The organism is Oceanicoccus sp. (genome assembly GCF_029238675.1).
Taxonomy (GTDB): domain Bacteria; phylum Pseudomonadota; class Gammaproteobacteria; order Pseudomonadales; family Dasaniaceae; genus Oceanicoccus.
On the sequence record NZ_JAQWFR010000024.1, the window covers coordinates 14279 to 38827 of the forward strand.

Below are 24549 nucleotides of genomic sequence, written 5' to 3' on the forward strand. Positions count from 1 at the left end.
AAAGGCCATTTTTTCATAACGTTTTTGCCGTTATTTTTACGTTTTTTTGGCAATTAGGGCATAAAAGAATCCATCGTGGCCATTCTCGGCGGGGAATAGCTGGCGACCATAGGGTCTGGCTTGTCCCCAGCTAGCATCGATAGGCAGATGTTCGGCATCGTCTTGCTGACCACAGAAGCGGGCTACTACATGCTCGTTTTCATCAGGGAGTACCGAGCAGGTGGCATATAACAACAGCCCCCCCGGTGTTAGTGTTTGCCAGAGCGTCTGCAAAATCGAAAACTGCAATTGATGTAATTGCTGTATATCTTCAAGGGTGCGGTGCAACTTGATATCGGGGTTGCGGCGGATAACACCCGTGGCTGAACAGGGGGCATCTAATAAAATGCGATCAAAGGTTTTGCCATCCCACCAAGAGTCCAGGTCGGCGGCATCACCGGTGATCAGCTGGGCCTTAAGCTTTAGGCGTTGCAGGTTTTCTTCAACACGGCTTAGGCGCTCTTCATCAATATCAAGGCCAATCACTGCTGTTAGTCGGGGTTCGGCTTCCAGAATATGGCAGGTCTTACCGCCAGGCGCACAGCAGGCATCCAATACCCGTTGCCCTGGTGCCAGCTTTAATAGTTCGGCGGACAACTGTGGCGCTTCATCTTGTACGCTGACCTGGCCATCGTTAAAGCCGGGTAATTGGTCGACGGCCACAGGCTCAACTAAGCGAATCCCCTCTTTGGCATGGTCACATAGAGCCGCTTTTATGGCCTTGTCTTGCAGTTGTTGTAAATAGTCGCAAGCGCTACCCTGCTGTTGATTGACCCTTAGGCACATTGGCGGGTGGCTATTGTTGGCCAGCTCAATCTTATTGGCATGGTCCGGCCAGGCCTTATTCAGTAATTTATGCAGCCACTCAGGGTGAGAGAGTTGTTGCGCGGGGCTAAGTTTTTCCAGCAGTTCTTCAGGGCTGCGTTGCCATTGCCTGAGAACACCATTCACCAACGCTTTGGCCCAGTGTTTTTTTAATGCTTTAGTCGCGTTAACGGTGGTACTTACTGCGGCATGATCTGGTATGCGCATTTCACTTAATTGGTAAATGCCCAGCATAACCAGCATCTGTATATCGCGGTCTTTGTTTTTCAGGGGTTTGCTAATCAGCTGTTTACTAATGCCAGCCAGCTTGGGGTAAAAACGCAAAACCCCATAGCAGAGCTGTCGAAATAGCGCGCGGTCTTTTTCAATAACCCGCTGTTCAAAGCGTGGAATTTGTTGCGACAGAGAAGAACCGTTAGAGACTGCGGCAAGGCAGCGGGCGGCTGCAGCACGGCATTCTATCGTCTTTGTTGTCATGTTATTTCTATCGGGTCAAAACGGGTGCCGGTGGTAAACAGGTCGGCTTTGGAGTTCATCACAGCGGGAATTTCCAGGGCTTTACCGCCGGGCAGTTGAATGATTTGCAGCTTGAGGCTGCCTTCACCACAGGCTACGACAATGGATTTTTTATCGGCGTGAATAATCTGGCCGGCTTTACCGCCCTTTTCACTTACGCTGGCTTGCCAAATTTTTATCCGGTCGCCATTCAGGCTGGTATAAGCAATAGGGAAGGGATTAAAGGCGCGAATTTTTCGCTCGATCACCGCCGCAGGCTGTTGCCAATCAATGGCAAGTTCCTGTTTGGATATTTTGGGGGCGTAACAGCTGTGTTCGTTATCCTGTTTGGTGGCGGTAATGGTTTGCTCGGCTATTTGCTGCAAGGCATTATTTAATGCAGGTACACCTATATTTGCCAGCTTGTCATGCAGGCTGCCGCCAGTGTCTTGGGCGGTGATATCGCAGCGAGCTTCCAACAGCATATCGCCGGTATCCAGGCCTTCATCCATTTGCATGATGATCACGCCGCTCTCACTATCGCCAGTTTCAACCGCCCTTTGAATAGGTGCGGCGCCGCGCCAGCGGGGCAATAAGGAAGCGTGAACATTGATGCAGCCCAGGCGGGGGGCATCAAGAATGACTTTGGGGAGTAACAATCCGTAAGCTACCACCACCATTAAGTCGGCATTAAGGTTCGCAAGGGTTTGCTGGTCGACAGGGTCTTTAAAATTGAGGGGCTGGTAAACAGAGATATTGTTGTCCAGCGCCACTTGCTTAACGGCGCTGGGCTTTAACTTTTTACCACGGCCTGCGGGTCTGTCGGGCTGGCTATAGACAGCAATGACTTGATGATCGCCCTGCTCCAGTATGCCCTGTAGATGGATAGCAGCAAAATCCGGCGTGCCGGCAAAAATGATTTTCAGGGGTTGAGCCATCTGGGTTGAGCCTTACGCTTTTTGTTTGTGTTGTTTTTCCAGTTTGGAGCGGATGCGCTTGCGTTTCAGGGGTGAAATATAATCCACAAACAGCTTGCCATTGAGGTGGTCTAATTCATGTTGAATGCAGACTGCTAGCAGCCCTTCAGGCTCCATTTCAAAGGTGTTGCCATCACGATCAAGGGCTTTTACCCGAACTTTCTCTGGGCGAGTGACGGTTTCGTGGAAGCCGGGGACCGATAGGCAACCTTCGTCATACTCGTGGTCGGGGCCATCCAGAACGGTGATTTCGGGGTTGATAAAGACCAATGGCTGATCCCCTTCATCGCTGACATCAATCACTACAATACGTTGGTGCACATTAATTTGGGTGGCGGCCAGGCCAACCCCCTGGGCGTCATACATGGTTTCAAACATATCATTGACCAATTGCAGTACGCTGCCGTCTACTTTCTCAACAGGCTTTGCCTGTGTGCGTAGTCGCGGGTCGGGGAACTCAAGAATGTCTAAAATGGCCATGGTTTGCTGAATCTGCTTTGTGACGAATTTCTAACTTCTAGTATAAACCGAAGTGTTGTTGCTAAGATTATGATCAGACTGCAAATAATCGAGTCCGTGTAGACTAATCATTTGCCGGTAAGCTGCTATAGTATATCAGGTTACAAATAAAAAATTACTCCATGCTATGTAGCGCTATAACGTCGAATAGCACGACATGGATTGCGAAGAAAGGAATGCCATTATGAAAAAAGCGGTGTTGGGATACATCCTGTTTGCGGTTGTGTCTCTTGTCTCAATAGCTCCCCAGGCCGGCGATGTGTTATCGCTCAAAGACGGTCATCCCCAAACCCATGTCGTTGTTAAAGGGGATACGCTATGGGATATTTCAAAGATGTTCTTGAATGACCCGTGGTTATGGCCGGAAATCTGGCATGTAAACCCCCAGGTAGATAATCCACACTTAATCTATCCCGGTGATGTACTAAATCTGGTTTATATCGATGGCAAGCCCAAGTTGGTGGTTAAGCGTAATAAAGACGTAAAACTGACCCCTAAAGTAAGAATTTCAGCGTTGGATTTGGCCATCCCGGCGATTCCGCTGGACGCTATCTCACCTTTTTTAAGCCAGAGTCGCGTAGTTAGCAAAGAAAGATTGCAGGATGCCCCTTATGTGTTGGCCGGTAATGATGGCCATATTGTCTCGGGTGCTGGTGACCAGTTATTTGCCCGTGGTGAGTTTGACCCGGAAGGGGAAGAGAATTTTGGTATATTCCGCCCCGGTGATTCTTATATGGATCCCGAGACTGAGGAGCTGTTAGGTTATCAGGCGCTATCTATTGCCAGTGCCAAAATAATTGATATACAAGAAGACATTGCAACAATGGGCCTAAACCGTACCTCTGAGGAGGTGCGTCGAGGTGATCGATTGTTAGCGGATGAAGAGCATCGTATTAGCTCTAATTTTTACCCCAGTGCGCCTGGGGAAGAAACCAACGGTTTTATTATCTCGGTTGAAGGGGGTGTTTCCCAGATTGGCAGCATGAATGTTGTGGTGATCAACAAGGGTGAGCGTGAAGGTCTTGAGGTGGGCAATGTGTTGGCCATCTACCGTGTAGGTGAACAGGTTAGAGATACTATTACCGGTGAGATTGTGAAAGTGCCAGACTCCCGTGCAGGTTTGATGATGGTGTTCCGCACCTTTGAGAAAGTCAGCTATGGTTTGGTACTTAAAGCCAACCGTCCACTGGCGGTGATGGATAAAGTAAAAAATCCCTAATTAAGTCATATCAATATTAATTCTACGATGATCAAGGATGATCTATGCATTATCAATACAATTCCCAGCAACTTCGTGCTTTACTAACACTTCATAGAACACCTCATTTATCTACCCGGGCGCTATGCCGTTTGCTGAAGGCTAGCGATACGCCGGAGGCTATTGCCAGCCTTTCAGCTGCCGAGTTGTTCGCCCTGAAAATTACCCCTGATACACAGCTTGCTTTGCGCCGGGGCTGCGACCAGCGATTGATTGACCAGGATATAGCCACGATTGAAAAGCTGGATATCCAGTTGCTTAGCCTTAATTCGGAGCATTATCCGGAATTGCTCAAGCAGATTAGCAACCCACCCCCACTACTCTATGTTAGAGGTAATGTTGATTTATTAAACCAGCCTCAACTGGGTATGGTAGGTAGTCGCAGGACCTCAAGACAAGGTTGTGAGAACGCTTTCCAGTTCTCCCGTGAGTTTGCCCGTGCGGGTTTTACCATTAATAGCGGCTTGGCCCTGGGTGTCGATACCGAATGCCACCGTGGCGCTTTGGCGGCCGAGGGCAAAACCGTGGCCGTACTAGGTACCGGTGTTGATATAACCTATCCGGTACGTAACCGCTCACTATTTAATGACATTGTGAATACAGATAATGGGGCGCTGATATCAGAGTTTCCTTTGGGCACTCAGGCGCTACCGGAGCTGTTTCCACAGCGGAACAGGATTATTAGCGGCATGTCTTTAGGGGTGTTAGTTGTTGAAGCAGCCCTTAAAAGCGGCTCATTGATTACAGCACGCTTTGCTATGGAGCAGGGACGTGAGGTATTTGCTATTCCAGGCTCTATTCATGATAGCGGTAGTAAAGGCGTTAACTACCTTATTCAGCAAGGGGCAAAGCTGGTGTCGACAGCGGCTGATGTGATGGAGGAGCTTCAGGGGTGGTTGCCAGCAAGGACAAGCAAGGAGACAACGCCGGATAATGTCGAGCTTTTATCTGACCTCACTCAAACAGAACAGCAATTGGTGGCTCTCTTGGGTTTTGATCCTGTTGCAATCGACTTACTACAGCATCAAATAGGCTGGCCCCTGACACAACTTAGCGAGGTTTTGACCACCCTGGAGCTAAAAGGATGGGTAGAGAATAATGCCGGTTGTTATCAGCGAATGGTAAAGGCGCGTTAATCCTGACGGAAAACGTCGGTTTTGCTTGCAATCAGGGCCCCAGTTGGGTAATTTTCGCGCTTTTTCCAGATCCTTAAATTATTGCTGTGAGGGCACAACCATGACCAAACCTTTTGTCGCTATTTTGATGGGCTCGGACTCAGATCTACCACAAATGGAGCCAGCTTTTGGCGTTTTAAAATCCTTTGGTATCGATTTCGAAGTAAAAGTGACCTCTGCTCACCGTACCCCCAAGATTACTCATGACTATGTAACCACCGCTGACCAGCGTGGCTGTGGTGCCTTTATCTGTGCTGCGGGTATGGCGGCTCACTTAGCGGGTGCTGTTGCTGCTGCAACCCTTAAGCCTGTAATTGGTGTTCCGATTAACGCTTCTTTAGAAGGCTTGGACGCACTGTTATCAACGGTGCAAATGCCTGGTGGTATTCCAGTAGCGACTGTTGCTATTGGTAAAGCCGGTGCTAAAAATGCAGGCTATCTGGCCGCGCAGATTCTAGCTACTGCCGACGCTGACCTGCAGCAAAAGCTGATCGCCGAGCGTGAAGCCAATGCCCAGGCTGTTGTAGCCAAAGACGAAGCCCTGCAGGAAAAACTAAAAGGCTAACCGCCTGGGCCTTATGGCTACCAAGGACTCGATCAGCCTCCGGCGGGCGACTACGGTCATCCAGTCCGGGGGTGTTATAGCCTACCCAACCGAAACGGTATGGGGCTTTGGCTGCGACCCGGATAACCAGCGGGCAGTAGAACAACTACTGGCGCTTAAGCAGCGTCCGGTGGAGAAGGGATTAATATTAGTCGCTGCCTCAGCAGAGCAATTTGCTCCTTATTTGCAAGGGTTGGACGATGCGCTTGTTAGCAAATTTGCGCAACTCACCAGCAAGCCCGCCAGCAAACCCACCACTTGGTTGGTGCCCCATAATGGTAGGGCGAAAGATTGGATTAGGGGTGATTTCCAGAGTGTTGCACTCAGGGTAAGCACTAGCGCACTGGTGATTGAATTATGCAACTCCCTGGGCGGTCCTGTTGTCTCAACCTCAGCCAATATCAGCGGAGAGCCCACCTGCGAGTCACCAGCACAGCTGCAGCGGTTTTTGAATGGTGACGGGCTGGACTTTATTTTACCCGGCCGGCTTAAGCCCAATGCCAAGCCGTCGGAAATTCGCGATTTGATTTCTGGCAAAGTAATAAGAGGCGCATAGTGGTGTCGCCGCAGGCCTGTTTATTTTGCCCCTCCATTAATTAGGTTTTTCATGCCAGAGATAGCCGTTGATCAAGTAAAAAAATACCTGCTGCAATTACAGGATTCTATCTGTGAACGCTTGGAACAAGAGGATGGCAAAGCCACCTTCCAGCAGGATGAGTGGGATCGCCCCGAAGGTGGTGGCGGTCGCTCAAGGGTTATCAGTGGCGGTGCCGTATTTGAAAAAGGCGGCGTAAACTTCTCTCATGTGTATGGCCAGAAAATGCCGCCTTCAGCCACACAAGCCAGGCCCGAATTAGCCGGTCGTGGCTTTCAGGCCATGGGGGTGTCATTGGTGATGCACCCGGAAAATCCTTATATCCCTACCAGTCACGCCAATATACGTTTGTTTATTGCCGAGAAAGAAGGTGAAGAACCGGTGTGGTGGTTTGGCGGCGGCTATGACTTAACCCCTTATTACGGTTTTGAAGAAGACTGCGTTCACTGGCACCAAACCGCAAAAAACGCCTGTGATCGCTTTAGTGCAGAAGCTTACCCCCGTTATAAAAAATGGTGTGATGAGTATTTCCAGCTGCCACACCGCAATGAACCACGCGGTATTGGTGGTTTATTTTACGATGATTTAAATGAAGGTGGTTTTGATCGCTGTTTCGAGTTTATGCGTAGTGTTGGCGATTCTTATATTAAGGCTTACCAGCCAATCGTCGCCAAACGCAAGGCTACGCCCTATGGTGAGCGGGAGCGTGAGTTCCAGCTTTATCGTCGTGGCCGCTATGTAGAATTTAATTTGGTGCACGATCGCGGCACCATATTTGGCTTGCAGTCCAATGGCCGTACGGAATCTATTTTGATGTCACTACCACCGCTGGTGCGCTGGGAATATGATTGGCAGGCTGAGGCTGGTAGCCAGGAAGAAGCACTAACTCAACAATTTTTAATTAATAGAGACTGGGTATAAACCCGGTTTGATAGTCCAAAGAGCACATTATGACAGCCACCGATAAATATGCAGTCTTCGGCAACCCCATCAAGCATAGCAAGTCTCCGCAGATTCATAGGGCGTTTGCACAAGAGACACAACAGCAACTGAGTTACCGTGCACACAAGGTGGATGTGGATAAATTTGCCGATGCCGCCAAAAGCTTTTTTGATAATGGCGGCAAAGGTTTAAATATCACCGTGCCCTTTAAAATTGATGCCTATAATTTTGCTGATGAACTCAGCGGCCGTGCTCGCCTTGCCGGTGCGGTTAACACCCTGGCGCTGCAAGAAGATGGCAAGATTTATGGTGATAACACCGATGGGGCTGGCCTGGTCAGGGATATCTGCGAAAACCTCGGTTGGGAAGTCACTAATAAGCGAGTGTTGTTATTAGGCGCAGGCGGCGCTATTCGCGGTGTACTTGAGCCATTGATGAAACTGAACCCCAGCCATGTCTTAATTGCCAACCGTACCGTTGAAAAAGCGCAGAAATTAGCGCGGGATTTTTCGGAGTTTGGCAGCGTCGGTGCCTGTAGTTTTAAAGCCTTAAATGCCAACCAGTACGATTTAATTATCAATGGCACCAGTGCCAGTCTTGCCGGGGAGTTACCGCCACTGCCGAGTGATGCATTAACTGACGAAGGTTGTTGCTACGATATGATGTACAGCGCCGAGCCTACTCCCTTTATGCGTTGGGGTGCAGAAAGTGCTGCCTGGGCAGTGTCAGATGGTTTGGGGATGTTGGTAGAGCAGGCGGCAGAATCCTTTTGCATCTGGCGCGGTACGCGGCCAACAACCCGCGCCGTGATTGACGCCATCCGTGAAGAGCTGGAAGCCTGCAACTAATCTTTTAGCAAATATACTACCCTGATACGCTGCTCAATCGATGGTTTGCCAGGTTTAAGCCCGGCTTTTTCTTTATGCCCGTACCGGCGGGAATGATGTTATTGCTCAGTAAAATAACTGTCTTTAAGGGCCACATAATTTTGTGCTGTCTGCACAAAGTGCTCCATTTCTCCGTCTTTTATGGGGCGAGCCTGACGCGCCGGGCTGCCGGTATAGAGATAGCCGCTCTCCAGCGTTTTGCCGGGGGTGACTAGTGCTCCCGCTCCAACAATCACATCATCTTCAATTACCACCCCGTCCAGTACAATGGCACCCATGCCCACCAGCACGCGGTTGCCTATGTTACAGCCATGCAGCATCACCTTATGGCCGACGGTAACATCTTCGCCAATAATCACCGGGTGGCCGCCAGGGTTGGTGGGGAGGGGCCTGGACTCATGGATAACTGAGCCATCCTGTATATTACTTCTATTGCCAATGCGTACCTTGTTAACGTCGCCGCGAATAACGACCAGAGGCCAAACGGAAACATCTTCACCCAGAACAACATCACCAATAACCACTGCGGCAGGGTCGACATAGGCGCCCCGCTCCAAGACTGGCGCTATTCCCTTAAAAGAACGAATATTTTGTTTAGGCATATTTTGTGTAGGCATAGTTTGCTTCGCTTTGTGCTGTTACAGTATCAGCCTATTGTAATCTCTTAGTCAGGTCTCTGTAAGCAATGTTTGCCAGGTTGTTTTCTGTTGCAGTTGTATTTTTGCTGGTTGCCAGCCCAGTGTCAGCTAACGTTTTTCCGAAAATTGTCCCGCAGATTGTGCTGCCCGATTCAGGTCTGGTAGCTAAAGATTTGGCTGTTATTGTCAATACAGAGGACCCGCTTAGCGTTCAAATTGCTGGCTATTATCAGCAGCAGCGACAAATACCGCCAGAAAATATTATCACTATTTCATTTAAAGTTGATAAGCCGGTTATGCGCCCCGGTGAATTCGCTGTATTGAAGAAAATAGTTGAAGCAAAAACGCCAAAGCATATTCAAGCTTATCTGCTAACCTGGGCAGATCCTTATCGTGTTGGCTGTATGTCAATCAGTTCTGCCTTTGCACTGGGCTTTGACAGCCGCTATTGCGCCAAGGGTTGCAAGCTTACCGCTGCCTCCCAGTATGCAGGGACAAACAGTTTAAGACCCTATGACGATTTTAGTATTCGGCCTACCATGCTCTTGGCAGCAGCTAATTTCGAGGAGGCCAAAGCCTTAATAGATCGCGGCGTTGCTGCAGATGGCCAGATGGTGGCTAACGGCAACAACGGCAAAGCCTATTTGTTGGAAACCTCTGATAAGGCCCGCAGTGTCCGTAAGAGCGTATTCCCTTCGGTGCAGTTATTGCTGGGGAATAAATTACCTGTGACGATACTAAAGGCAAATGCGATTCGAAATAGAAAAGATGTCATGTTTTACTTTACCGGCAAAAAGTTTGTAGCGGATATAGACAGCAATACTTTCCTGCCGGGGGCGATGGCAGACCATCTGACTTCAGCGGGGGGCAAGTTGACCAATAGCCGACAGATGAGCGCCCTTCGATGGCTGGAAGGGGGTGCAACAGGCAGTTATGGAGCAGTGGTTGAGCCTTGTAACTTCCCAGGGAAATTTCCTAACCCATTAATTGCCATGTCGAACTATATGCAGGGTTCATCCCTAATAGAAGCCTATTGGAAAAGTGTCATCATGCCCGGTCAAGGCGTATTTATTGGCGAGCCTTTAGCTAAGCCCTATATGGGATATCGGTTGAAAAAAAGAAATAATAGCTATGCCCTCTTTTCTCCCGTGTTAACCAGAGGCTACTATAAAATTTTAACGTCCAGTCAAAAAACAGGCCCCTTTACATTAGTGACCAGTGGTATTGAGATAACGCCTTACCAACAATTTATAACCTTACCCCAACCCCTATCACCGTTTTATAAAATAGAGCGATTACAAAATTACGCGCAGCCATTATTGAGCAGTCCGTTGTTTTGAAATTATAGTTTTGAAAAAGCATTTACGATTTTTGAGGTCAAAAACAGTGTCTAACCCATTACTAAAAACAGCATCGCTGCCAGCATTTTCCAGTATTCAACCAGAACATATAGAGCCAGCGCTTGATCAGTTATTGGCAAGTAATCGACAGCGAGTCGATGATTTATTGAAAGCAGAACAAACCCCCGGAAAATCTTTTTTGGCTTCCATTGAGCAGTGGGATGATGAGCTGGAGCAGCTATGGTCTCCCATTAGCCATTTGCACGGCGTAAAAAATTCAGATGCCCTGCGTGATGCCTATAACGCCTGCCTGCCAAAGCTGACAGAATACGGCACAGAAATGGGCCAAAACACACAGCTTTACCAAGCCTATAAACAACTGGCAGACAGTGATGTTTATGGGCAGCTGAATGAGGCGGAGCAAAAATCTGTAGACAATGCCTTGCGAGATTTTACGCTGTCCGGCATTGCGCTAAAACCCGAGCAACAAAAGCGTTACGGCGAAATAAAAAAACAACTGGCCGAATTATCCACACAATTTTCCAATAATGTCTTAGATGCAACCCATGGCTGGAGCAAGCATATAGATGATGCCGAAGAGCTTGCTGGTATACCCGAATCCGTATTACAGGGCTATCAACAAGCGGCGGCGGCAAAAGAGTTATCCGGCTATTTAATTTCATTGGATATCCCTGCCTATTTGCCCCTGATGCAATATTGTGAAAATTCAGCGCTGCGTCAGGAAATGTATACCGCTTATACCACCCGAGCTTCTGACCAGGGCCCCAACGCTGGTCAGTGGGATAACAGTGAGCTAATGGATACTATTTTGGCACTTCGGTATGAGTTGGCATTGTTGTTAGGGTTTAACAATTATGCCGAGCGCTCCCTGGCTACAAAAATGGCTGAATCACCGGAGCAGGTTGAAGGTTTTTTGAATGACCTTACTGAAAAAAGTATTGCGGTTGCAAAGCAGGATTATAAAGAGCTGGAAGCGTTTGCTAACAGTTTGGGCGTTACCACATTATCTGCCTGGGATATCCCCTTCTATAGCGAAAAATTACGTTTACAAAAATACGATTTATCCCAGGAAGAATTACGCCCCTATTTCCCCTCAGCGAAAGTGATAGAGGGTATGTTTACCGTAGTCAATCGTTTGTTTGGTATTGAGTGTAACGAAGTTAGCGACGTTGAAACCTGGCATCCTGATGTTCGCTTCTATCATATTGAACGCGATGGCGAAGTGATCGCAAAATTTTATCTGGATATTTTTGCCAGGGAGCATAAGCGTGGTGGTGCATGGATGGCCGACTGTCGTGTGCGACGACAACTAAGCGCTACAGAGCAACAACTGCCGGTTGCGTTTTTAACCTGTAACTTTACGCCACCCACAGAGACCACCCCATCCTTATTAACCCATAATGAAGTGACAACCCTGTTCCATGAGTTTGGCCATGGTTTGCACCATATGCTAACTGAAATTAATTGTGCAGCGGTTTCCGGCATTAATGGTGTGCCGTGGGATGCGGTTGAATTGCCCAGCCAGTTTATGGAAAACTGGTGCTGGCAAAAAGAGGCGATCCCGTTAATTTCTGGCCATCATCAAACCGGCGAGGTACTGCCGGATAATTTATTAGAAAAAATGCTGGCCGCAAAAAACTTTCAATCCGGTATGATGATGGCAAGGCAGTTGGAATTTTCATTATTTGATATGTTAATGCATCATCACTATTCGCCAGAAAATCCCAGATCGATTCAAACCGTATTAGATGAAGTTAGAGAAAAAGTCTCAGTCTATCCGGTTCCCGAATTTAATCGCTTCCAACATGGCTTTGGCCATATTTTTGCTGGCGGTTATGCGGCAGGTTATTATAGTTATAAGTGGGCGGAAGTATTATCGGCAGATGCTTTTTCCCGCTTTGAAGAAGAAGGTATTTTTAATCAGGCGACGGGAGAAAGCTTTTTGCAGGAAATATTACAACGTGGTGGGTCGAAAGAACCGATGGCCTTGTTCACCGCTTTCCGGGGGCGTGAACCCGATATTGATGCATTGCTGCGACACAGCGGTATTGTTACGACCAGGAAAGTAGCATGAGCGAACAAAAAATAATAAAACGATTTATCGCTGGGGCTGTTTGTCCGCGTTGTGCGGAGATGGATAAGCTAGTGATGTATAACGATAGCAATGGCCAGCAGATCAGGGAGTGTGTGCGCTGTGGTTATAGCGATATTATGACGGATGATGGCCCTCAAGCTATCGATGTCGATGAAGTGACTACTCGGGTAAACCAGCCCCGTTTGGGGGAAGAGCCACTAGCCCATGAAGACGAAGTTCAGGTAGTTAGTATCATCGACCCTAACCCCGGCGCTAAGCGGCGGGATCATTAAGCAGTAGGGTGGATTATAATCCACCCTACGGTTTTATCGCCGTCTGGAACGGGCGCGTTGTGCGCGTAGCTTTCTACGCTTATAACTCGCTCGAATCTGCCCCGCCATCTTAATGGCAAAGTGATTTTCATCCGCAGGATCTTCGTGATGATCGTGACTGTGGTTGGTGTTGTCGATAGCTAAACTGCCGGGATTCATTGTCATAGTTCTATTCTTCTTTTATTTTTCTATAGCAAAGAGATATCAGTTACAAATGGGCAAACTGCAAATTAATGGATAGTTCATCGGTTAAGCAGGGCCAGTGTTGTTGTTCTTTTTCCCAGTGATTATCTTGATGCAGGGCAACATAGGCTTTAAATTCCGGTGTTTCATACACATGCTCTTTAAGCATGTTACGCTCAGCCATATAGTGTACGGCTTCATCCAGTTCGTTGGCAAAGGGTTCGCCAATAATACTGTGCACAATCAGATTGGACATGGTCATATCCATCGGCACTAACGGAATTGATGTGCGAATCATAAAGCGGTCGTTAACCTCTTCAATCAGGCGGTGAGCCAGATAGGCTTCGTCCATCAGTTCATTCAAGCCCACATGCTGTGAAACAATTTCCGGTGGCTTTAAAAAGAAATCCTCCGCCAGCTTTAAAAACGGCTCGGCATATTCCCGAATGTTAGCTTCGCTGGTGATGGATCTTGTGGCATCAATAAATCTGGGGACGTGCTCAATATAGGCAATAATAAAATCTACCAGGCTGGCGGTGGCATCTTGCTCGGGCAGCTGGATGGTAAAGTGAATATCGTTCTTAACATGCTGGTCGAGCAGCTTGGCCAGATGATCGGTTTGCTGTTCATGGAGCTTTGCTAAGGCAATAGTGTCGCGGATGGCATCAGTTGCCACAGGTCGTCCTCTTCATGGGCGTTAATATTGGGTTTACAGGTTTTTACAGTGCTTGTGCAGGCCCTGCATAGGGCTAACACTTTCTATAAGTGATAAGGCTAGTACAAAATACTAACTTCGCTATCGCCTGCTTAGACCAATGTGAACTATTTCCTATAGCTTTGACCGCGACAGCGGCTAAATATTGAGCATTTTCGAGGCGCCCAAGGGTGGCGGTACCCACTAATCCCGGCATGGGGGCCGAAAGATTGGAAATAATCATCGACCAGATTAAACCCCATATCTTGTGGTTGAGGCCTCTGCCAAGTGTCATATCTGGAAGTTTGGGGGGCTCGAATAGCTGCTTGTTATAGCATTAGGAAGGGGTTTCCCACGATTTAACAGGCTTATGGTGGCCTGTTTTGTTAAAGATGCGTATAATCGCGGCGTTTTGTCGCACCCAGCGACCGGGGGATACCGAAAAATCGCTATTCATTGTCATTAATGGGCTTATTTGAGCGCGTTTTCGACGAATAAAGCACTCAGCCAGGCTCAAAAGGCCGAAATTGAGTGGTAATACAGCAGCTAAGTAATCACAGGGATGGGAGGTCACTGCAATATTGTTCCTACGAGTCAGTATTTGTCTCGCTCGGCGCATATCAGTGAAGATGTTAGCGATCCGGATTCTGGGGTATTTTTTAACATTTAAACAATGGAGACACGGGAAATGCATTTACGAGCGAAACGGCTGTACAAGCTGGCGCTTAGTCCTGTGCTATTACTGCTCAGTTTTCTGAGTACAGGTGCTTGGGCAGAAGAAGCTCAACGCTGGCAGATGAATATGTCGCCAGGCGTTACCGAAGTTGGGGCAGAAATTTACGGTCTGCATATGATCGTTTTCTGGATTTGTGTAGTGATTGGTATTTTCACTTTTGGCGCAATGTTTTATTCGGTGTTTGCGCACCGTAAGTCAAAGGGTGTTAAGCCAGCTACTTTCCACGAAAGTACAGCAATTGAGATTGCCTGGACTGTCGTTCCCTTTATTATCCTTATCGTGATGGCTTTTCCTGCCACAACCACATTATTAAAAGTCTATGACTTTGATGATTCCGAACTGGATATCCTGGTGACCGGTTATCAGTGGAAGTGGAAGTACGAGTATATTGATGAAGCTGGCGAAAACGTCGTGTTCTTCAGTAACCTGCGTACAGGTAAGACAGAAATTTATAACGAAGACAACAAAGGCGAGCACTACTTATTAGAAGTAGACGAGCCTGTTGTGCTTCCTGTTAACAAAAAAATACGCTTTTTAGTCACAGCGAATGACGTTATCCACGCCTGGTGGGTACCTGCATTGGCGGTGAAGAAAGACGCGATCCCCGGCTTTATCAACGAAGCCTGGACTCGTCCACTGGAAACCGGTGTATACCGTGGCCAGTGTGCTGAGCTATGTGGTCGTGAGCACGGCTATATGCCGATTGTTGTAAACGTCGTTGAACAAGACGAATACAACGCGTGGTTAGCAGGCAAAAAATCTCAAGCAGCTGAAATCAAAGCCTTGATGGACAAGCAATTCACCCTTGATGAGCAGATGGTTGCGGGCAAGGTCGTATACGACCAATACTGCGCTGCCTGTCACGGTCTGAATGGTGAAGGCGGTATCGGTAACGCCATCGCCGGCAGTCCATATGCTACCGGCGAAGTCGGCCCGCATTTAAATATGGGTATCAATGGTGTGCCTGGCACAGCCATGCAGGCTTTCGGCGCTCAGCTCAATGATGTCGACATGGCCGCCGTTATTACGTACCAGCGTAATGCTTTTGGCAATAATATGGGTGACATAGTTCAGCCCATCGACGTTTATAACTTTAAGCAAGGTCAGTAGGAGGAGTCACAATGGGTGCGCACGGGCCTGCTACAACAGGATTAATGCGTTGGGTAACAACAACCAACCACAAAGATATCGGTACGATGTATCTTTGGTTCAGCTTCGCCATGTTTATCATGGGCGGTGCTTTTGCCATGATCATTCGTGCGGAATTATTTCAACCGGGCCTACAAATTGTAGAGCCTGAATTCTTTAACCAGATGACTACCATGCACGGCCTCGTGATGGTATTCGGTGCCATCATGCCTTCGTTTGTTGGCTTGGCTAACTGGTTAATTCCAATGATGATTGGTGCGCCTGATATGGCGTTACCAAGAATGAATAACTTAAGTTTCTGGATTCTTCCTCCTACCTTTTTACTGTTGGCTTCAACATTATTTATGGAAGGCGGAGCGCCAAACTTCGGTTGGACATTCTATGCACCACTGTCAACGACTTATGCTCCAGACACAGTAACGTTCTTTATTTTCGGCGTTCACTTGATGGGTCTGTCGTCAATCATGGGTTCAATCAACATTATTGCCACTGTCGTCAACTTACGTGCGCCTGGCATGACGTATATGAAAATGCCAATGTTCGTATGGACTTGGTTAATCACTGCTTTCCTACTGGTTGCTGTAATGCCAGTACTGGCGGGTGCGGTTACTATGATGTTGATGGATATTCACTTCGGTACCAGCTTCTTCTCAGCGGCTGGTGGCGGTGACCCGGTTCTGTTCCAGCATATTTTCTGGTTCTTCGGTCACCCAGAGGTTTACATCATTATCTTGCCTGCGTTTGGTGTGGTGTCACAAATTATCCCAACCTTTGCTCGTAAGCCGTTGTTTGGTTACGACTCAATGGTTTATGCAACAGCGTCTATCGCTTTCCTATCGTTTATCGTGTGGGCTCACCACATGTATACCGTAGGTATGCCGATTGCTGGTGAGTTGTTCTTTATGTACGCCACCATGCTGATTGCTGTACCAACAGGGGTTAAAGTATTTAACTGGATCACAACCATGTGGCAGGGTGCAATGACGTTTGAAACGCCAATGCTGTTCTGTATCGGTTTTGTATTCCTGTTTACCGTAGGTGGTTTCACCGGTGTTATGCTTTCATTAGCACCGGTAGATTTCCAGTACCACGATAGCTACTTTGTTGTTGCTCACTTCCATTACGTAATGGTTGCGGGTGCGGTATTTAGTATGTCGGCTGCGGTTTATTACTGGTTGCCGAAGTGGTGTGGCCGCATGTACAACGAGAGCATGGGTAAAGCCCATTTCTGGATCTCGTTTATCGGCTTTAACCTGACCTTCTTCCCTCAGCATTTCTTAGGGTTAGCAGGTATGCCACGTCGTATTCCTGATTATGCGCTGCAATTTACTGACTTCAATACCATGTCTTCAGTCGGCGCGTTTATCTATGGTACTTCGCAGTTATTGTTCCTGTTCAATGTGGTTCGCACCATTACTTCAGGTGAGAAAACCAGCGAAGAGAAAACCTGGGAAGGTGCTGAAGGTCTTGAATGGACCGTTGCAACTCCCGCTCCTTACCACACATTCTCAACGCCGCCGGAAGTTAAATAACGGTTGGGTTGTATGTTTTGTAAGAAGTTAAGTAGAAGATGTAGATTGTTGTAAAAGAGGTAACAATGGCGGATATGCCAACAAACAATGAGGCAACGGGTTCAGTTGCTATGACAGTCGGTAAATTATCGATTGTGGTTGTTGTTATGTTCGCCTTTGTATTTGTAGTGATGGTGCCGTTATACAATGTGCTTTGTGATGCACTGGGTATTAACGGGAAAACCAGTGGCGAACGTTACCGCGTAGTGGAAGCCACCGTTGATACCAGTCGCGAAATTCGAATTTCGTTTGTTGCGACTAATAATGATGGTATGCCCTGGGAATTTCGGCCAACCGATTCTGTTCTCAAGGTGAACCCCGGCGCAGTTAACGACACCGTGTTTTATGCCAAAAACCCGCTAGCGGAAAATATGGTGGCTCAAGCAGTACCGAGCGTATCACCGGCACGAGCAGCGGAGTATTTTCATAAAACAGAATGTTTTTGTTTCAACCAACAGCCTTTAGACGGCGGTGAAGAAACAGAAATGGCACTGCAATTTATTGTCGACCAGGATTTACCGGCCGATATAAAAAGCATTACCTTGTCGTACACAATTTTTGATGTGACAGCGATGGTTGGTCCTCAAGCCAAAGTTGCCACACGATAAACAGATAAAACAAAAAGCTATTTCTTTCGTTGAAAATATCAGCGAAATAAACGGAGAAAAAAAATGTCAGGTCAGAGCAACTCAGATTACGAGAGCTATTACGTTCCCGAACAAAGCAAGCTGGCTATATTTGCTAGTTTAACTTTGTTTACGGCGTTATTCGGCGCGGCTAATGTGTTGAATGATAGATTGGCGACTATAAAAACAGGCATAGAGACAGATACCAATTCCTGGTTTATCTTCATCACGGGCCTGGTTTTATTTATGGCGACCTTGTTCGCATGGTTCCGCCAGACGATTATTGAAAACCGTGCCGGTATGAACAGCGGCCAGTTAAAACACTCTTACGTTATTGGTATGCAGTGGTTTATCTTTTCAGAAGTGATGTTCTTTGCCGCCTTCTTTGGTGCGCTATGGTACGTCCGTAACCTTGCAGGCCCATGGTTGGGTGGTGAGGGCGACGGCGGCCGTATGAATAGTTTGATCTGGGAAGGTTTCAGCTACAATTGGCCAATGATGACGACACCACAGGATGCTGTTGGTATCAGTAATCAGACCATAGCTAACAACGGCATTATGGCCGGCCCCGAGAAGAACCTTAGCTTTCCTGGTTGGGATAATATCCTGCACTGGTTACCGATGTGGAACACCATCGTGCTAATGACCTCTTCGGTGACTGCGCACATGGCTCACTTGGGTCTATTGGCTAACAACCGTAAGAAGTTAAACCTTTGGTTAGGTATTACTGTTGCCCTGGGTATCTTGTTCGTTTACTTACAGTATATGGAATACCACGAAGCCTATGTTGAATACGGCCTGTATCTGCACTCAGGTATTTACGGCTCAACCTTCTTTATGTTGACTGGCTTCCACGGCTTCCACGTTTGTATGGGTATGATTATGCTGTTGATCCAGTGGCTGCGTTCTACCAAAGCTGGCCACTTTACTGCTGAAGATCACTTCGGTTTCGAAGCCTCATCATGGTACTGGCACTTTGTTGATGTGGTATGGGTAGGTTTGTTCCTGTTCGTTTACATCCTTTAAGAAAGCTTGGCAATAACAAGGAACGGTTGTGGAGCTAACTTCACAGCCGTTTTTTTACGTTTAAAGCATGGTGAATTCGAATGTTATTGCCGCAAAGAAATGTCATCCCCGCGAACGCGGGGATCCAGTGACTTTGGGTGCAGGCTGGGTTCCCGCCCTCGCGGGAATGACGGCGATAAGCTATTTAGTGACAGGAGTGATTTTTTCGCTATAGCGGGCATCCCATGGGGCATTAGAGCCAAGTTTCCCGGTAAATACGCCGAAGAAGATAAAGCTCAGTAGTAGAAATGCCAGCACAATTCGCACGGTTAATGCGTTCCAGGTATAGCGGCTGTTATCGTTGTTGCCCGCCGACTGATCCTTAATCAGAAAGCCCAGGCTGGTAAATAAACTGATTACCAGGGCGATAAACAGAAATACAATAACCACTTTTAACCACATAAATAGACTCCAGAGTCTGTTGGATAGAAGTGGCATTATAACTCAGGCAAATTAATCTTTTATATGTCCGATCTTCAATCAAAGCGATTACAATTTACACCCAACTGGCGCGCTAGCTTGTTGGCGGTTCTATTGTTGCCTGTAGTAATCTCGTTAGGGTTTTGGCAGCTGGATAGAGCAGAAGAAAAGCGGCAGCTTCAGGACTTATTCGAACATCGGCAGCTGGCTGGCCCGGTAGCGTTGGAAGCCCTGAATACCCAGGCTGATCTTCGCTACCAGCCCGTGACCCTGAGGGGCGAGTTCGTTAATGAAAAAGCGGTGTTATTGGATAATCGAATTTATCAGGGACGCTTTGGTTATGAGATAATAACGCCGTTTCGCCTCGTGGATAGCAAGACAATGGTTTTAGTCAATCGGGGTTGGTTAGAGGGTGATATCTCCCGCCGTAGCCTGCCGGCTATTAAAGCCATTGCCGGTGAAATAGCGCTCATCGGTGAAGTTTATGTACCGCAGGGTGATGTAATGTTACTGGCAGATGAGTCAGCCAGTGGTTGGCCCAGAGTGATGCAGTCACTGAATATAGAGGCACTGCAAAAAGAATTTGAGCAAACACTATTTCCTTATAGTGTGCGCATAAAACAAATATCTGCCGCCAGTTATACACCCAATTGGGTAGTGGTAAACCTGCAGCCAGAAAAGCATACCGGTTATGCAGTGCAGTGGTTTGCTATGGCGGTGGCCTTATTGGTTATTGGTTTATTAGCTAATACCAATCTATGGTCGTTGATTAAACGTAATAAAGTAGAGGTTGTATAAGTGTCAGGGCAAGTTTTTAAATCGCAGCAAGAAGTCGAGCAAAATAGAAAGAATCGTAAAGTCATTCTAGGTATTTTTGGAATACCTGCATTGGTATTTATTTTGTCGACAGGTCTTTATCTTTTAGTGTCTTCTAAAGCTGTTGATATGGGCACGGTAAACAATGGTGAATTACTTGTTCCGCCGTTGCAGTTTGCCGAGCTGCCCTTAATGAATATTGACGGTGAAACATTTGATTATTCAAAGCCGGAACCGAAATGGGCTTTTGTGGTTTTAGGCGGCCAACGTTGCGAAGGCAGCTGTGAAAGAATGTTATATATCGCCAGGCAAAGCATTATTGCGCTAGCAAAAAAAATGAATCGGGTGCGGTTAATCTATGTCACTAATAATGGTATTGATGACGCCCTAAAAGAACGCTTTGACACAGAGTATAAAGGCGTTGATGTTGTTTCATTACAAGATGTAGAGCTACAGCAATTATTTACCCCTGTAGATATCGACCCTTTTAAAGTAAATACATTTTATGTCGTTGATCCTCGCGGTTGGTTAATGATGCACTACCAAGCAGAAAATACCGAACAGGACACACTGAACACCTTAGGCAAAGCTGTTGTTCGCGATATGAAACGATTAATTAAGTAAGACAAAAGGCAAAATGAATGGCTTTATTTAATTCTCCCGAAAATCGATTGCCCGGTTTTAAACTGGCACTAATAGCCTCTATCTTTGCGGTGCTTGTTCTGGCCTTGGGCGCTTTCACTCGTTTGGCTGATGCTGGCTTAGGCTGCCCTGATTGGCCTGGCTGTTACGGCCATGTACTTTGGCCGACCAGTGCCGAGGATGTTAAGGCGGCTAATCAGGCTTATCCTGACATGCCGGTTGAACACGATAAAACCTGGCCAGAAATGGTGCATCGTTATTTGGCCCAGGCCTTGGGGTTTTTCGCCATTGCTATATTTATTTTAGCGGTGCGATATAGGGGGCAGGAACAACCGGTAAAAACTATCAGTGCATTATTGGTTACCAATGTTTTATTAACGGCGGTGACTGCGGTTGTTGGTGTGGTTATGGAACCTTTTGCGGTGGCCTCAGTAATCGCTACGATACTGACCCTGGCATACTTCGGATTAAAACGAGGGACGTCCGTCCAGCCCTTTAAATTACCGGCGTTTTTGCTGGCCTTTATTATTTTGCAGGGTTTATTCGGCATGTGGACAGTGACCTTAAAGCTTTGGCCACAAGTCGTCACCTCTCACTTATTAGGTGGTTTCACTACCTTTAGTTTGCTGTGGCTATTAACCCTTCGCCTTAATAATTTGCAATGGCAAGTACCAGCAGTAAACTTCGAACAGCTTAAAGCCTTCCGACGGTGGGCGGTGATTGGTTTAGTGATTGTCTTTGTTCAAATAGCATTAGGAGGTTGGACGACGTCTAACTATGCTGCGGTTGCCTGTCCGGATCTGCCAACTTGCCAGAACCAGTGGCTACCAGATATGGATTTCAACGAAGGCTTTAATATCACGCAAAGTATTGGCCCTAACTACCTCGGTGGTATTATGGATAACGAAGCGCGTGTCGCGATTCACTTTATTCACCGTGTAGGCGCGATTATTACCACGGCTTATTTGCTGTTTTTAATCGTTGTTCTATATATGCGCATAGCGTTGCCAGAAACTCGCACTATAGCTTCGGTGATCCTGGGGGTGTTAATACTGCAGGTTCTTTTGGGCTTGGGTAATATTATTTTTCAGTTTCCAGTATCGGTCGCCGTGGCGCATAATTTGGTAGGTGCCCTGCTTCTAATCACTATGGTAACGTTAAACCATCGTGTTTTTACAGCAAAGCCCGTTTAGAGATTTTTAGTATGTCAGAGTCAACCAGTGAACCGTCGAGTCCATCCACCACCTGGGGGGACTACTACGAGCTAACCAAACCTAATGTAGTGTATTTAATGCTGCTCACCTCCGCCATTGGCATGTTTATGTCTGTGCCGGGCATAGTGCCATTGGATATTTTGATTTTCGGAAATTTGGGTATTGGCCTGTGCTCTGCCTGTGGCGCAGTAGTTAATCACTTGGTAGACCAACGTATTGATACCTTGATGAACCGCACTAAAAAGCGCCCTGTTGCCCAGGGCCGTATTAGTCAGGCGCATGCGGGTATCTTTGCCCTGGTATTGGGCGCAGTGGGTCTGGCAGTTTTATTAATCTTCACCAATCAGCTAACAGCATGGTTGACATTGTTTTCGCTGATTGGCTATGCGGTAATTTATACCCTGTGGTTAAAGCGCGCGACGCCACAAAATATTGTGATTGGTGGCTTGCCGGGTGCTGCTCCCCCGCTCTTAGGCTGGACTGCGGTTAATAATGAAATTCACGGCCACGCCCTACTTCTGGTGCTTATTGTTTTTGCCTGGACCCCTCCGCATTTTTGGGCTCTGGCGATTAATCGTAAAGAAGACTATGCCAAAGCCGCTATTCCCATGCTGCCAGTAACACATGGTGTTGAGTACACGGCCTTTCATATTCTGTTATATACCTTTGTACTAATCGCTGCAAGCTTACTGCCCTTCGCTACGGGCTTATCCGGTTTGTTGTACCTGGCGGGTGCCGTTATTTTGGGTGTTGTCCATCTGTATTACTCTATCGCTATAATGCGTAATAAACCTGGCGCGCCAATGGCAACTTTTAAGTATTCTCTTGTCTACTTAATGGCGATATATATTATTATGCTAGTTGATCACTACGTATAACGACTTTAGGAAAAGCGATGAACCAACCGGCCAACAGTTTACAGCCTGAACAAAAGCGCGGCATTTATATGACCGTTGCCGTTGTTGTTATATTCGTCTGCCTGTTTGTCGGTTTTTTTGTTTATGGCTTAAGTAAACCCAAAATATTAACTGATAGCGAATTAAAAACTAACGGTACTTTTTTATTTGATAATCCCCGCTCTTTTAAAGACTTCTCTTTAGTGGATTATAATAAGCAGCCATTTACCCCCGAAGACCTGCAAGGCAAATGGTCGCTGATCTTCTTTGGCTTTACTTATTGCCCAGATGTCTGCCCTACTACGCTAGCTTTATTAAATCGTTTTTATCGGGGTCAACTGGAAGGAGAATATGCAGATAATCTGCAAATTGTTTTGGTCAGTGTCGATCCTGCACGGGACACACCAGAAAAGCTGTATGACTATGTGAAGTTTTTTAATGAAGATTTTGTCGGTGTAACCGGTGAGTTTTTAGAGCTGCATCGTTTTGCTACGCAACTGAATATTCCTTTCAGTAAATCACCCGGTGGCGGTGAGAACTATAACATTGAGCATAGTGGCAATATTGCGATTATTAATCCTAAGGGCCACTATGTAGGGTTCTTCCGTTCGCCCCCTGAATTATCCAAATTGAACATCGGTTATCAATCAATTCGGGCAACCCGTTAGCCGGTTTCCGTCATTCCCCCCTTCGCGTGAATGACAGGATTATTGGGTTGCCTACTTGTACGGCACTGCAATATTCAGCGTTTCTTTGACTTGTTCCATCACCACATAACTGGTGGACTCCTGAACGCCCGGTAATGTTAGAAGAGTTTCCCCTAAGAATTCACGGTAGGCCGCCATATCCGCTACGCGAGCCTTAATCAGGTAATCAAAGTTACCCGATACCAAATAACACTCCTGTACTTCCTGCAACGCAACCGCTGCATCTTTGAATTGTTCAAAAATATCCTGTGAGGTACGAGATAAACGTATTTGTACAAAAACAACCAGTCCTGCTTCCAGATAATTAGGGTCCAACAAGGCGGTATAGCCTTTAATGACCCCTTCCCTTTCCATTCGTTTAACGCGTTCCATACAAGGCGTGGTTGTTAAGCCTACCCGGCGTGCAAGTTCGGCATAGGTAATACGGCCATCGGCCTGGAGTTCGCGGAGTATATTACTATCGATACGCGTTAGGGGCTTTTGAGCTTTCATGGAGTTTAACCAGCTGATTATTTCAAGAATAGAATTCTAACCAGTTAGTTGAACTAAAAATAGTGATAACTTATGGTTTTAATAGTCTGATTATGCAGGGTAAAGCAGGAAAATTGTGCGAAATAGTTATAACGGAGGGTCTAGGTCAATGTAATACAGAGGGTTTTGAGTGTTAACCGAAATGAAAATGCCCGGTTCCTAGTGGTTCCGGGCGTCAACGATTAATGCATCGCATACTCAAGTTCCTTAGCAATTTTATCTTCAAGCTGTTTGCTTAGGTCTATGGATACTTTTTCCATAGTCTCAGCAACTTCTAGCTCAATGTTGTTTGCAAGGGCTTTGTTACTGATAGCCGCTGCGGGCTCTACCCAAGTCACAGCAGCATTGCTGTTCATTGCCAGAGTCATAGAGGGTGCCTCATTTACAGCGCTTTCAGCATTGGCAGCATTGCCAAGAACCCCCAGGATAACGGCTAAGATAGCCACGTTTTTCATGATTACTCTCCTATAGTTGAGTGTGTTTTCGTCGAATACCTAAGATGTTAAATACTCAGCATATTAGTTGGCTTTTGGCCGTTTTGTTGTAGTTGTTACTGCAACGGTGCTAATAGTAACACT

Annotated in this window: 27 protein-coding genes; 18 read left to right on the forward strand and 9 right to left on the reverse strand. The window is 46.9% G+C overall.

Features of this window, described 5'->3' with window-relative positions:
- Positions 1-36: 36 nt before the first annotated feature.
- The 3 genes from rsmB to def are packed head-to-tail and all read right to left on the reverse strand — an operon-like array spanning position 37 to position 2816.
- Positions 37-1341: a 16S rRNA (cytosine(967)-C(5))-methyltransferase RsmB gene (gene rsmB / locus P8H32_RS08135; RefSeq protein WP_297290854.1), complete on the reverse strand. Its 1305-nt coding sequence runs from the start codon at positions 1339-1341 to the stop codon at positions 37-39.
- On the reverse strand, positions 1338-2297 hold the full coding sequence (gene fmt / locus P8H32_RS08140; protein ID WP_297290853.1) for a methionyl-tRNA formyltransferase: 960 nt from the start codon (positions 2295-2297) through the stop codon (positions 1338-1340). Before fmt ends, rsmB begins: the two co-directional genes overlap by 4 nt.
- Before the next feature lie 12 nt (positions 2298-2309).
- Positions 2310-2816 carry a peptide deformylase gene (gene def, locus P8H32_RS08145; protein WP_297290852.1) on the reverse strand — a complete coding sequence of 169 codons (507 nt, stop codon included), beginning with the start codon at positions 2814-2816 and terminating at the stop codon, positions 2310-2312.
- A 223-nt stretch (positions 2817-3039) separates the two neighbouring features.
- Between def and P8H32_RS08150 the strand changes: the two genes are divergently transcribed.
- From P8H32_RS08150 to aroE, 6 genes are all read left to right on the forward strand, one after another.
- A complete protein-coding gene (locus P8H32_RS08150) occupies positions 3040-4074 on the forward strand; it encodes a LysM peptidoglycan-binding domain-containing protein (protein WP_301089131.1) in 1035 nt (344 codons plus the stop codon).
- A 44-nt stretch (positions 4075-4118) separates the two neighbouring features.
- Positions 4119-5249, forward strand: coding sequence for a DNA-processing protein DprA (dprA, locus tag P8H32_RS08155; protein ID WP_297290850.1), 1131 nt, complete (start codon positions 4119-4121; stop codon positions 5247-5249).
- Positions 5250-5349: 100 nt separating this feature from the next.
- Positions 5350-5853 carry a 5-(carboxyamino)imidazole ribonucleotide mutase gene (gene purE / locus P8H32_RS08160; protein WP_297290849.1) on the forward strand — a complete coding sequence of 168 codons (504 nt, stop codon included), beginning with the start codon at positions 5350-5352 and terminating at the stop codon, positions 5851-5853.
- A gap of 13 nt (positions 5854-5866) precedes the next feature.
- Entirely contained in the window at positions 5867-6448 is a 582-nt protein-coding gene (locus P8H32_RS08165; protein WP_301089133.1) for a Sua5/YciO/YrdC/YwlC family protein, read from the forward strand.
- A 51-nt stretch (positions 6449-6499) separates the two neighbouring features.
- The gene (gene hemF, locus P8H32_RS08170; RefSeq protein ID WP_297290847.1) at positions 6500-7408 is read left to right on the forward strand and encodes an oxygen-dependent coproporphyrinogen oxidase; all 909 of its coding nucleotides are present in this window, start codon (positions 6500-6502) and stop codon (positions 7406-7408) included.
- A gap of 29 nt (positions 7409-7437) precedes the next feature.
- Positions 7438-8277 (forward strand): shikimate dehydrogenase, encoded by an 840-nt coding sequence (gene aroE / locus P8H32_RS08175; RefSeq protein WP_297290846.1) that lies wholly within the window; start codon positions 7438-7440, stop codon positions 8275-8277.
- A 98-nt stretch (positions 8278-8375) separates the two neighbouring features.
- Here the strand turns inward: aroE and P8H32_RS08180 are convergent, their stop codons facing one another.
- On the reverse strand, positions 8376-8933 hold the full coding sequence (locus P8H32_RS08180; RefSeq protein ID WP_297290845.1) for a gamma carbonic anhydrase family protein: 558 nt from the start codon (positions 8931-8933) through the stop codon (positions 8376-8378).
- A gap of 122 nt (positions 8934-9055) precedes the next feature.
- Between P8H32_RS08180 and P8H32_RS08185 the strand changes: the two genes are divergently transcribed.
- The 3 genes from P8H32_RS08185 to P8H32_RS08195 are packed head-to-tail and all read left to right on the forward strand — an operon-like array spanning position 9056 to position 12682.
- Complete coding sequence (locus P8H32_RS08185; RefSeq protein ID WP_301089136.1) at positions 9056-10294, forward strand: TIGR03790 family protein; 1239 nt, start codon at positions 9056-9058, stop codon at positions 10292-10294.
- Positions 10295-10340: 46 nt separating this feature from the next.
- The gene (prlC, locus tag P8H32_RS08190) at positions 10341-12389 is read left to right on the forward strand and encodes an oligopeptidase A (protein WP_301089137.1); all 2049 of its coding nucleotides are present in this window, start codon (positions 10341-10343) and stop codon (positions 12387-12389) included.
- The gene (locus P8H32_RS08195; RefSeq protein ID WP_297290842.1) at positions 12386-12682 is read left to right on the forward strand and encodes a YheV family putative zinc ribbon protein; all 297 of its coding nucleotides are present in this window, start codon (positions 12386-12388) and stop codon (positions 12680-12682) included. Before prlC ends, P8H32_RS08195 begins: the two co-directional genes overlap by 4 nt.
- Before the next feature lie 33 nt (positions 12683-12715).
- On the opposite strand, the gene P8H32_RS08200 is transcribed toward P8H32_RS08195, so the two are convergent.
- Together P8H32_RS08200 and P8H32_RS08205 are read right to left on the reverse strand one after the other, a co-directional pair.
- Positions 12716-12886, reverse strand: a complete 171-nt coding sequence (locus tag P8H32_RS08200; protein WP_297290841.1) for a hypothetical protein — start codon at positions 12884-12886, stop codon at positions 12716-12718.
- Positions 12887-12929: 43 nt separating this feature from the next.
- Positions 12930-13580 carry a hypothetical protein gene (locus tag P8H32_RS08205; protein ID WP_297290840.1) on the reverse strand — a complete coding sequence of 217 codons (651 nt, stop codon included), beginning with the start codon at positions 13578-13580 and terminating at the stop codon, positions 12930-12932.
- A gap of 706 nt (positions 13581-14286) precedes the next feature.
- Here P8H32_RS08205 and coxB point away from each other — a divergent pair.
- The 4 genes from coxB (at position 14287) to P8H32_RS08225 (ending at position 18706) form a co-directional block, all read left to right on the forward strand.
- The gene (gene coxB / locus P8H32_RS08210; RefSeq protein ID WP_297290839.1) at positions 14287-15444 is read left to right on the forward strand and encodes a cytochrome c oxidase subunit II; all 1158 of its coding nucleotides are present in this window, start codon (positions 14287-14289) and stop codon (positions 15442-15444) included.
- 11 nt (positions 15445-15455) lie between these two features.
- Positions 15456-17015: a cytochrome c oxidase subunit I gene (ctaD, locus tag P8H32_RS08215; RefSeq protein WP_301089138.1), complete on the forward strand. Its 1560-nt coding sequence runs from the start codon at positions 15456-15458 to the stop codon at positions 17013-17015.
- A 65-nt stretch (positions 17016-17080) separates the two neighbouring features.
- Positions 17081-17662 (forward strand): cytochrome c oxidase assembly protein, encoded by a 582-nt coding sequence (locus P8H32_RS08220; RefSeq protein WP_301089140.1) that lies wholly within the window; start codon positions 17081-17083, stop codon positions 17660-17662.
- A gap of 63 nt (positions 17663-17725) precedes the next feature.
- Entirely contained in the window at positions 17726-18706 is a 981-nt protein-coding gene (locus P8H32_RS08225) for a cytochrome c oxidase subunit 3 (protein WP_297293355.1), read from the forward strand.
- A 180-nt stretch (positions 18707-18886) separates the two neighbouring features.
- Here P8H32_RS08225 and P8H32_RS08230 read toward each other — a convergent pair whose 3' ends face one another.
- Positions 18887-19147 (reverse strand): DUF2909 domain-containing protein, encoded by a 261-nt coding sequence (locus P8H32_RS08230; protein WP_297293356.1) that lies wholly within the window; start codon positions 19145-19147, stop codon positions 18887-18889.
- A gap of 63 nt (positions 19148-19210) precedes the next feature.
- On the opposite strand from P8H32_RS08230, the gene P8H32_RS08235 reads away from it, so the two are divergent.
- The 5 genes from P8H32_RS08235 to P8H32_RS08255 are packed head-to-tail and all read left to right on the forward strand — an operon-like array spanning position 19211 to position 23401.
- Positions 19211-19963: an SURF1 family protein gene (locus P8H32_RS08235; RefSeq protein ID WP_297293357.1), complete on the forward strand. Its 753-nt coding sequence runs from the start codon at positions 19211-19213 to the stop codon at positions 19961-19963.
- On the forward strand, positions 19964-20605 hold the full coding sequence (locus tag P8H32_RS08240) for a hypothetical protein (RefSeq protein ID WP_297293358.1): 642 nt from the start codon (positions 19964-19966) through the stop codon (positions 20603-20605).
- Between the two features lie 17 nt (positions 20606-20622).
- On the forward strand, positions 20623-21816 hold the full coding sequence (locus tag P8H32_RS08245; protein ID WP_297293359.1) for a heme A synthase: 1194 nt from the start codon (positions 20623-20625) through the stop codon (positions 21814-21816).
- 11 nt (positions 21817-21827) lie between these two features.
- Positions 21828-22715 (forward strand): heme o synthase, encoded by an 888-nt coding sequence (cyoE, locus tag P8H32_RS08250; RefSeq protein ID WP_297293360.1) that lies wholly within the window; start codon positions 21828-21830, stop codon positions 22713-22715.
- Positions 22716-22732: 17 nt separating this feature from the next.
- Entirely contained in the window at positions 22733-23401 is a 669-nt protein-coding gene (locus P8H32_RS08255) for an SCO family protein (RefSeq protein WP_301089142.1), read from the forward strand.
- Between the two features lie 51 nt (positions 23402-23452).
- On the opposite strand, the gene P8H32_RS08260 is transcribed toward P8H32_RS08255, so the two are convergent.
- Positions 23453-23932 carry an Lrp/AsnC ligand binding domain-containing protein gene (locus P8H32_RS08260; RefSeq protein WP_297293362.1) on the reverse strand — a complete coding sequence of 160 codons (480 nt, stop codon included), beginning with the start codon at positions 23930-23932 and terminating at the stop codon, positions 23453-23455.
- Positions 23933-24153: 221 nt separating this feature from the next.
- Positions 24154-24426 (reverse strand): hypothetical protein, encoded by a 273-nt coding sequence (locus P8H32_RS08265; RefSeq protein WP_297293363.1) that lies wholly within the window; start codon positions 24424-24426, stop codon positions 24154-24156.
- Positions 24427-24549: the final 123 nt, after the last annotated feature.

What these genes read in the sequence shown, in the direction of transcription:
- rsmB (WP_297290854.1), bottom strand. Translation starts at nt 1,341, where the DNA reads ATGACAACAAAGACGATAGAATGCCGTGCTGCAGCCGCCCGCTGCCTT.
- fmt (WP_297290853.1), bottom strand. Translation starts at nt 2,297, where the DNA reads ATGGCTCAACCCCTGAAAATCATTTTTGCCGGCACGCCGGATTTTGCT.
- def (WP_297290852.1), bottom strand. Translation starts at nt 2,816, where the DNA reads ATGGCCATTTTAGACATTCTTGAGTTCCCCGACCCGCGACTACGCACA.
- P8H32_RS08150 (WP_301089131.1), top strand. Translation starts at nt 3,040, where the DNA reads ATGAAAAAAGCGGTGTTGGGATACATCCTGTTTGCGGTTGTGTCTCTT.
- dprA (WP_297290850.1), top strand. Translation starts at nt 4,119, where the DNA reads ATGCATTATCAATACAATTCCCAGCAACTTCGTGCTTTACTAACACTT.
- purE (WP_297290849.1), top strand. Translation starts at nt 5,350, where the DNA reads ATGACCAAACCTTTTGTCGCTATTTTGATGGGCTCGGACTCAGATCTA.
- P8H32_RS08165 (WP_301089133.1), top strand. Translation starts at nt 5,867, where the DNA reads ATGGCTACCAAGGACTCGATCAGCCTCCGGCGGGCGACTACGGTCATC.
- hemF (WP_297290847.1), top strand. Translation starts at nt 6,500, where the DNA reads ATGCCAGAGATAGCCGTTGATCAAGTAAAAAAATACCTGCTGCAATTA.
- aroE (WP_297290846.1), top strand. Translation starts at nt 7,438, where the DNA reads ATGACAGCCACCGATAAATATGCAGTCTTCGGCAACCCCATCAAGCAT.
- P8H32_RS08180 (WP_297290845.1), bottom strand. Translation starts at nt 8,933, where the DNA reads ATGCCTACACAAAATATGCCTAAACAAAATATTCGTTCTTTTAAGGGA.
- P8H32_RS08195 (WP_297290842.1), top strand. Translation starts at nt 12,386, where the DNA reads ATGAGCGAACAAAAAATAATAAAACGATTTATCGCTGGGGCTGTTTGT.
- P8H32_RS08200 (WP_297290841.1), bottom strand. Translation starts at nt 12,886, where the DNA reads ATGACAATGAATCCCGGCAGTTTAGCTATCGACAACACCAACCACAGT.
- coxB (WP_297290839.1), top strand. Translation starts at nt 14,287, where the DNA reads ATGCATTTACGAGCGAAACGGCTGTACAAGCTGGCGCTTAGTCCTGTG.
- ctaD (WP_301089138.1), top strand. Translation starts at nt 15,456, where the DNA reads ATGGGTGCGCACGGGCCTGCTACAACAGGATTAATGCGTTGGGTAACA.
- P8H32_RS08220 (WP_301089140.1), top strand. Translation starts at nt 17,081, where the DNA reads ATGGCGGATATGCCAACAAACAATGAGGCAACGGGTTCAGTTGCTATG.
- P8H32_RS08225 (WP_297293355.1), top strand. Translation starts at nt 17,726, where the DNA reads ATGTCAGGTCAGAGCAACTCAGATTACGAGAGCTATTACGTTCCCGAA.
- P8H32_RS08230 (WP_297293356.1), bottom strand. Translation starts at nt 19,147, where the DNA reads ATGTGGTTAAAAGTGGTTATTGTATTTCTGTTTATCGCCCTGGTAATC.
- P8H32_RS08235 (WP_297293357.1), top strand. Translation starts at nt 19,211, where the DNA reads ATGTCCGATCTTCAATCAAAGCGATTACAATTTACACCCAACTGGCGC.
- P8H32_RS08245 (WP_297293359.1), top strand. Translation starts at nt 20,623, where the DNA reads ATGGCTTTATTTAATTCTCCCGAAAATCGATTGCCCGGTTTTAAACTG.
- cyoE (WP_297293360.1), top strand. Translation starts at nt 21,828, where the DNA reads ATGTCAGAGTCAACCAGTGAACCGTCGAGTCCATCCACCACCTGGGGG.
- P8H32_RS08255 (WP_301089142.1), top strand. Translation starts at nt 22,733, where the DNA reads ATGAACCAACCGGCCAACAGTTTACAGCCTGAACAAAAGCGCGGCATT.
- P8H32_RS08260 (WP_297293362.1), bottom strand. Translation starts at nt 23,932, where the DNA reads ATGAAAGCTCAAAAGCCCCTAACGCGTATCGATAGTAATATACTCCGC.
- P8H32_RS08265 (WP_297293363.1), bottom strand. Translation starts at nt 24,426, where the DNA reads ATGAAAAACGTGGCTATCTTAGCCGTTATCCTGGGGGTTCTTGGCAAT.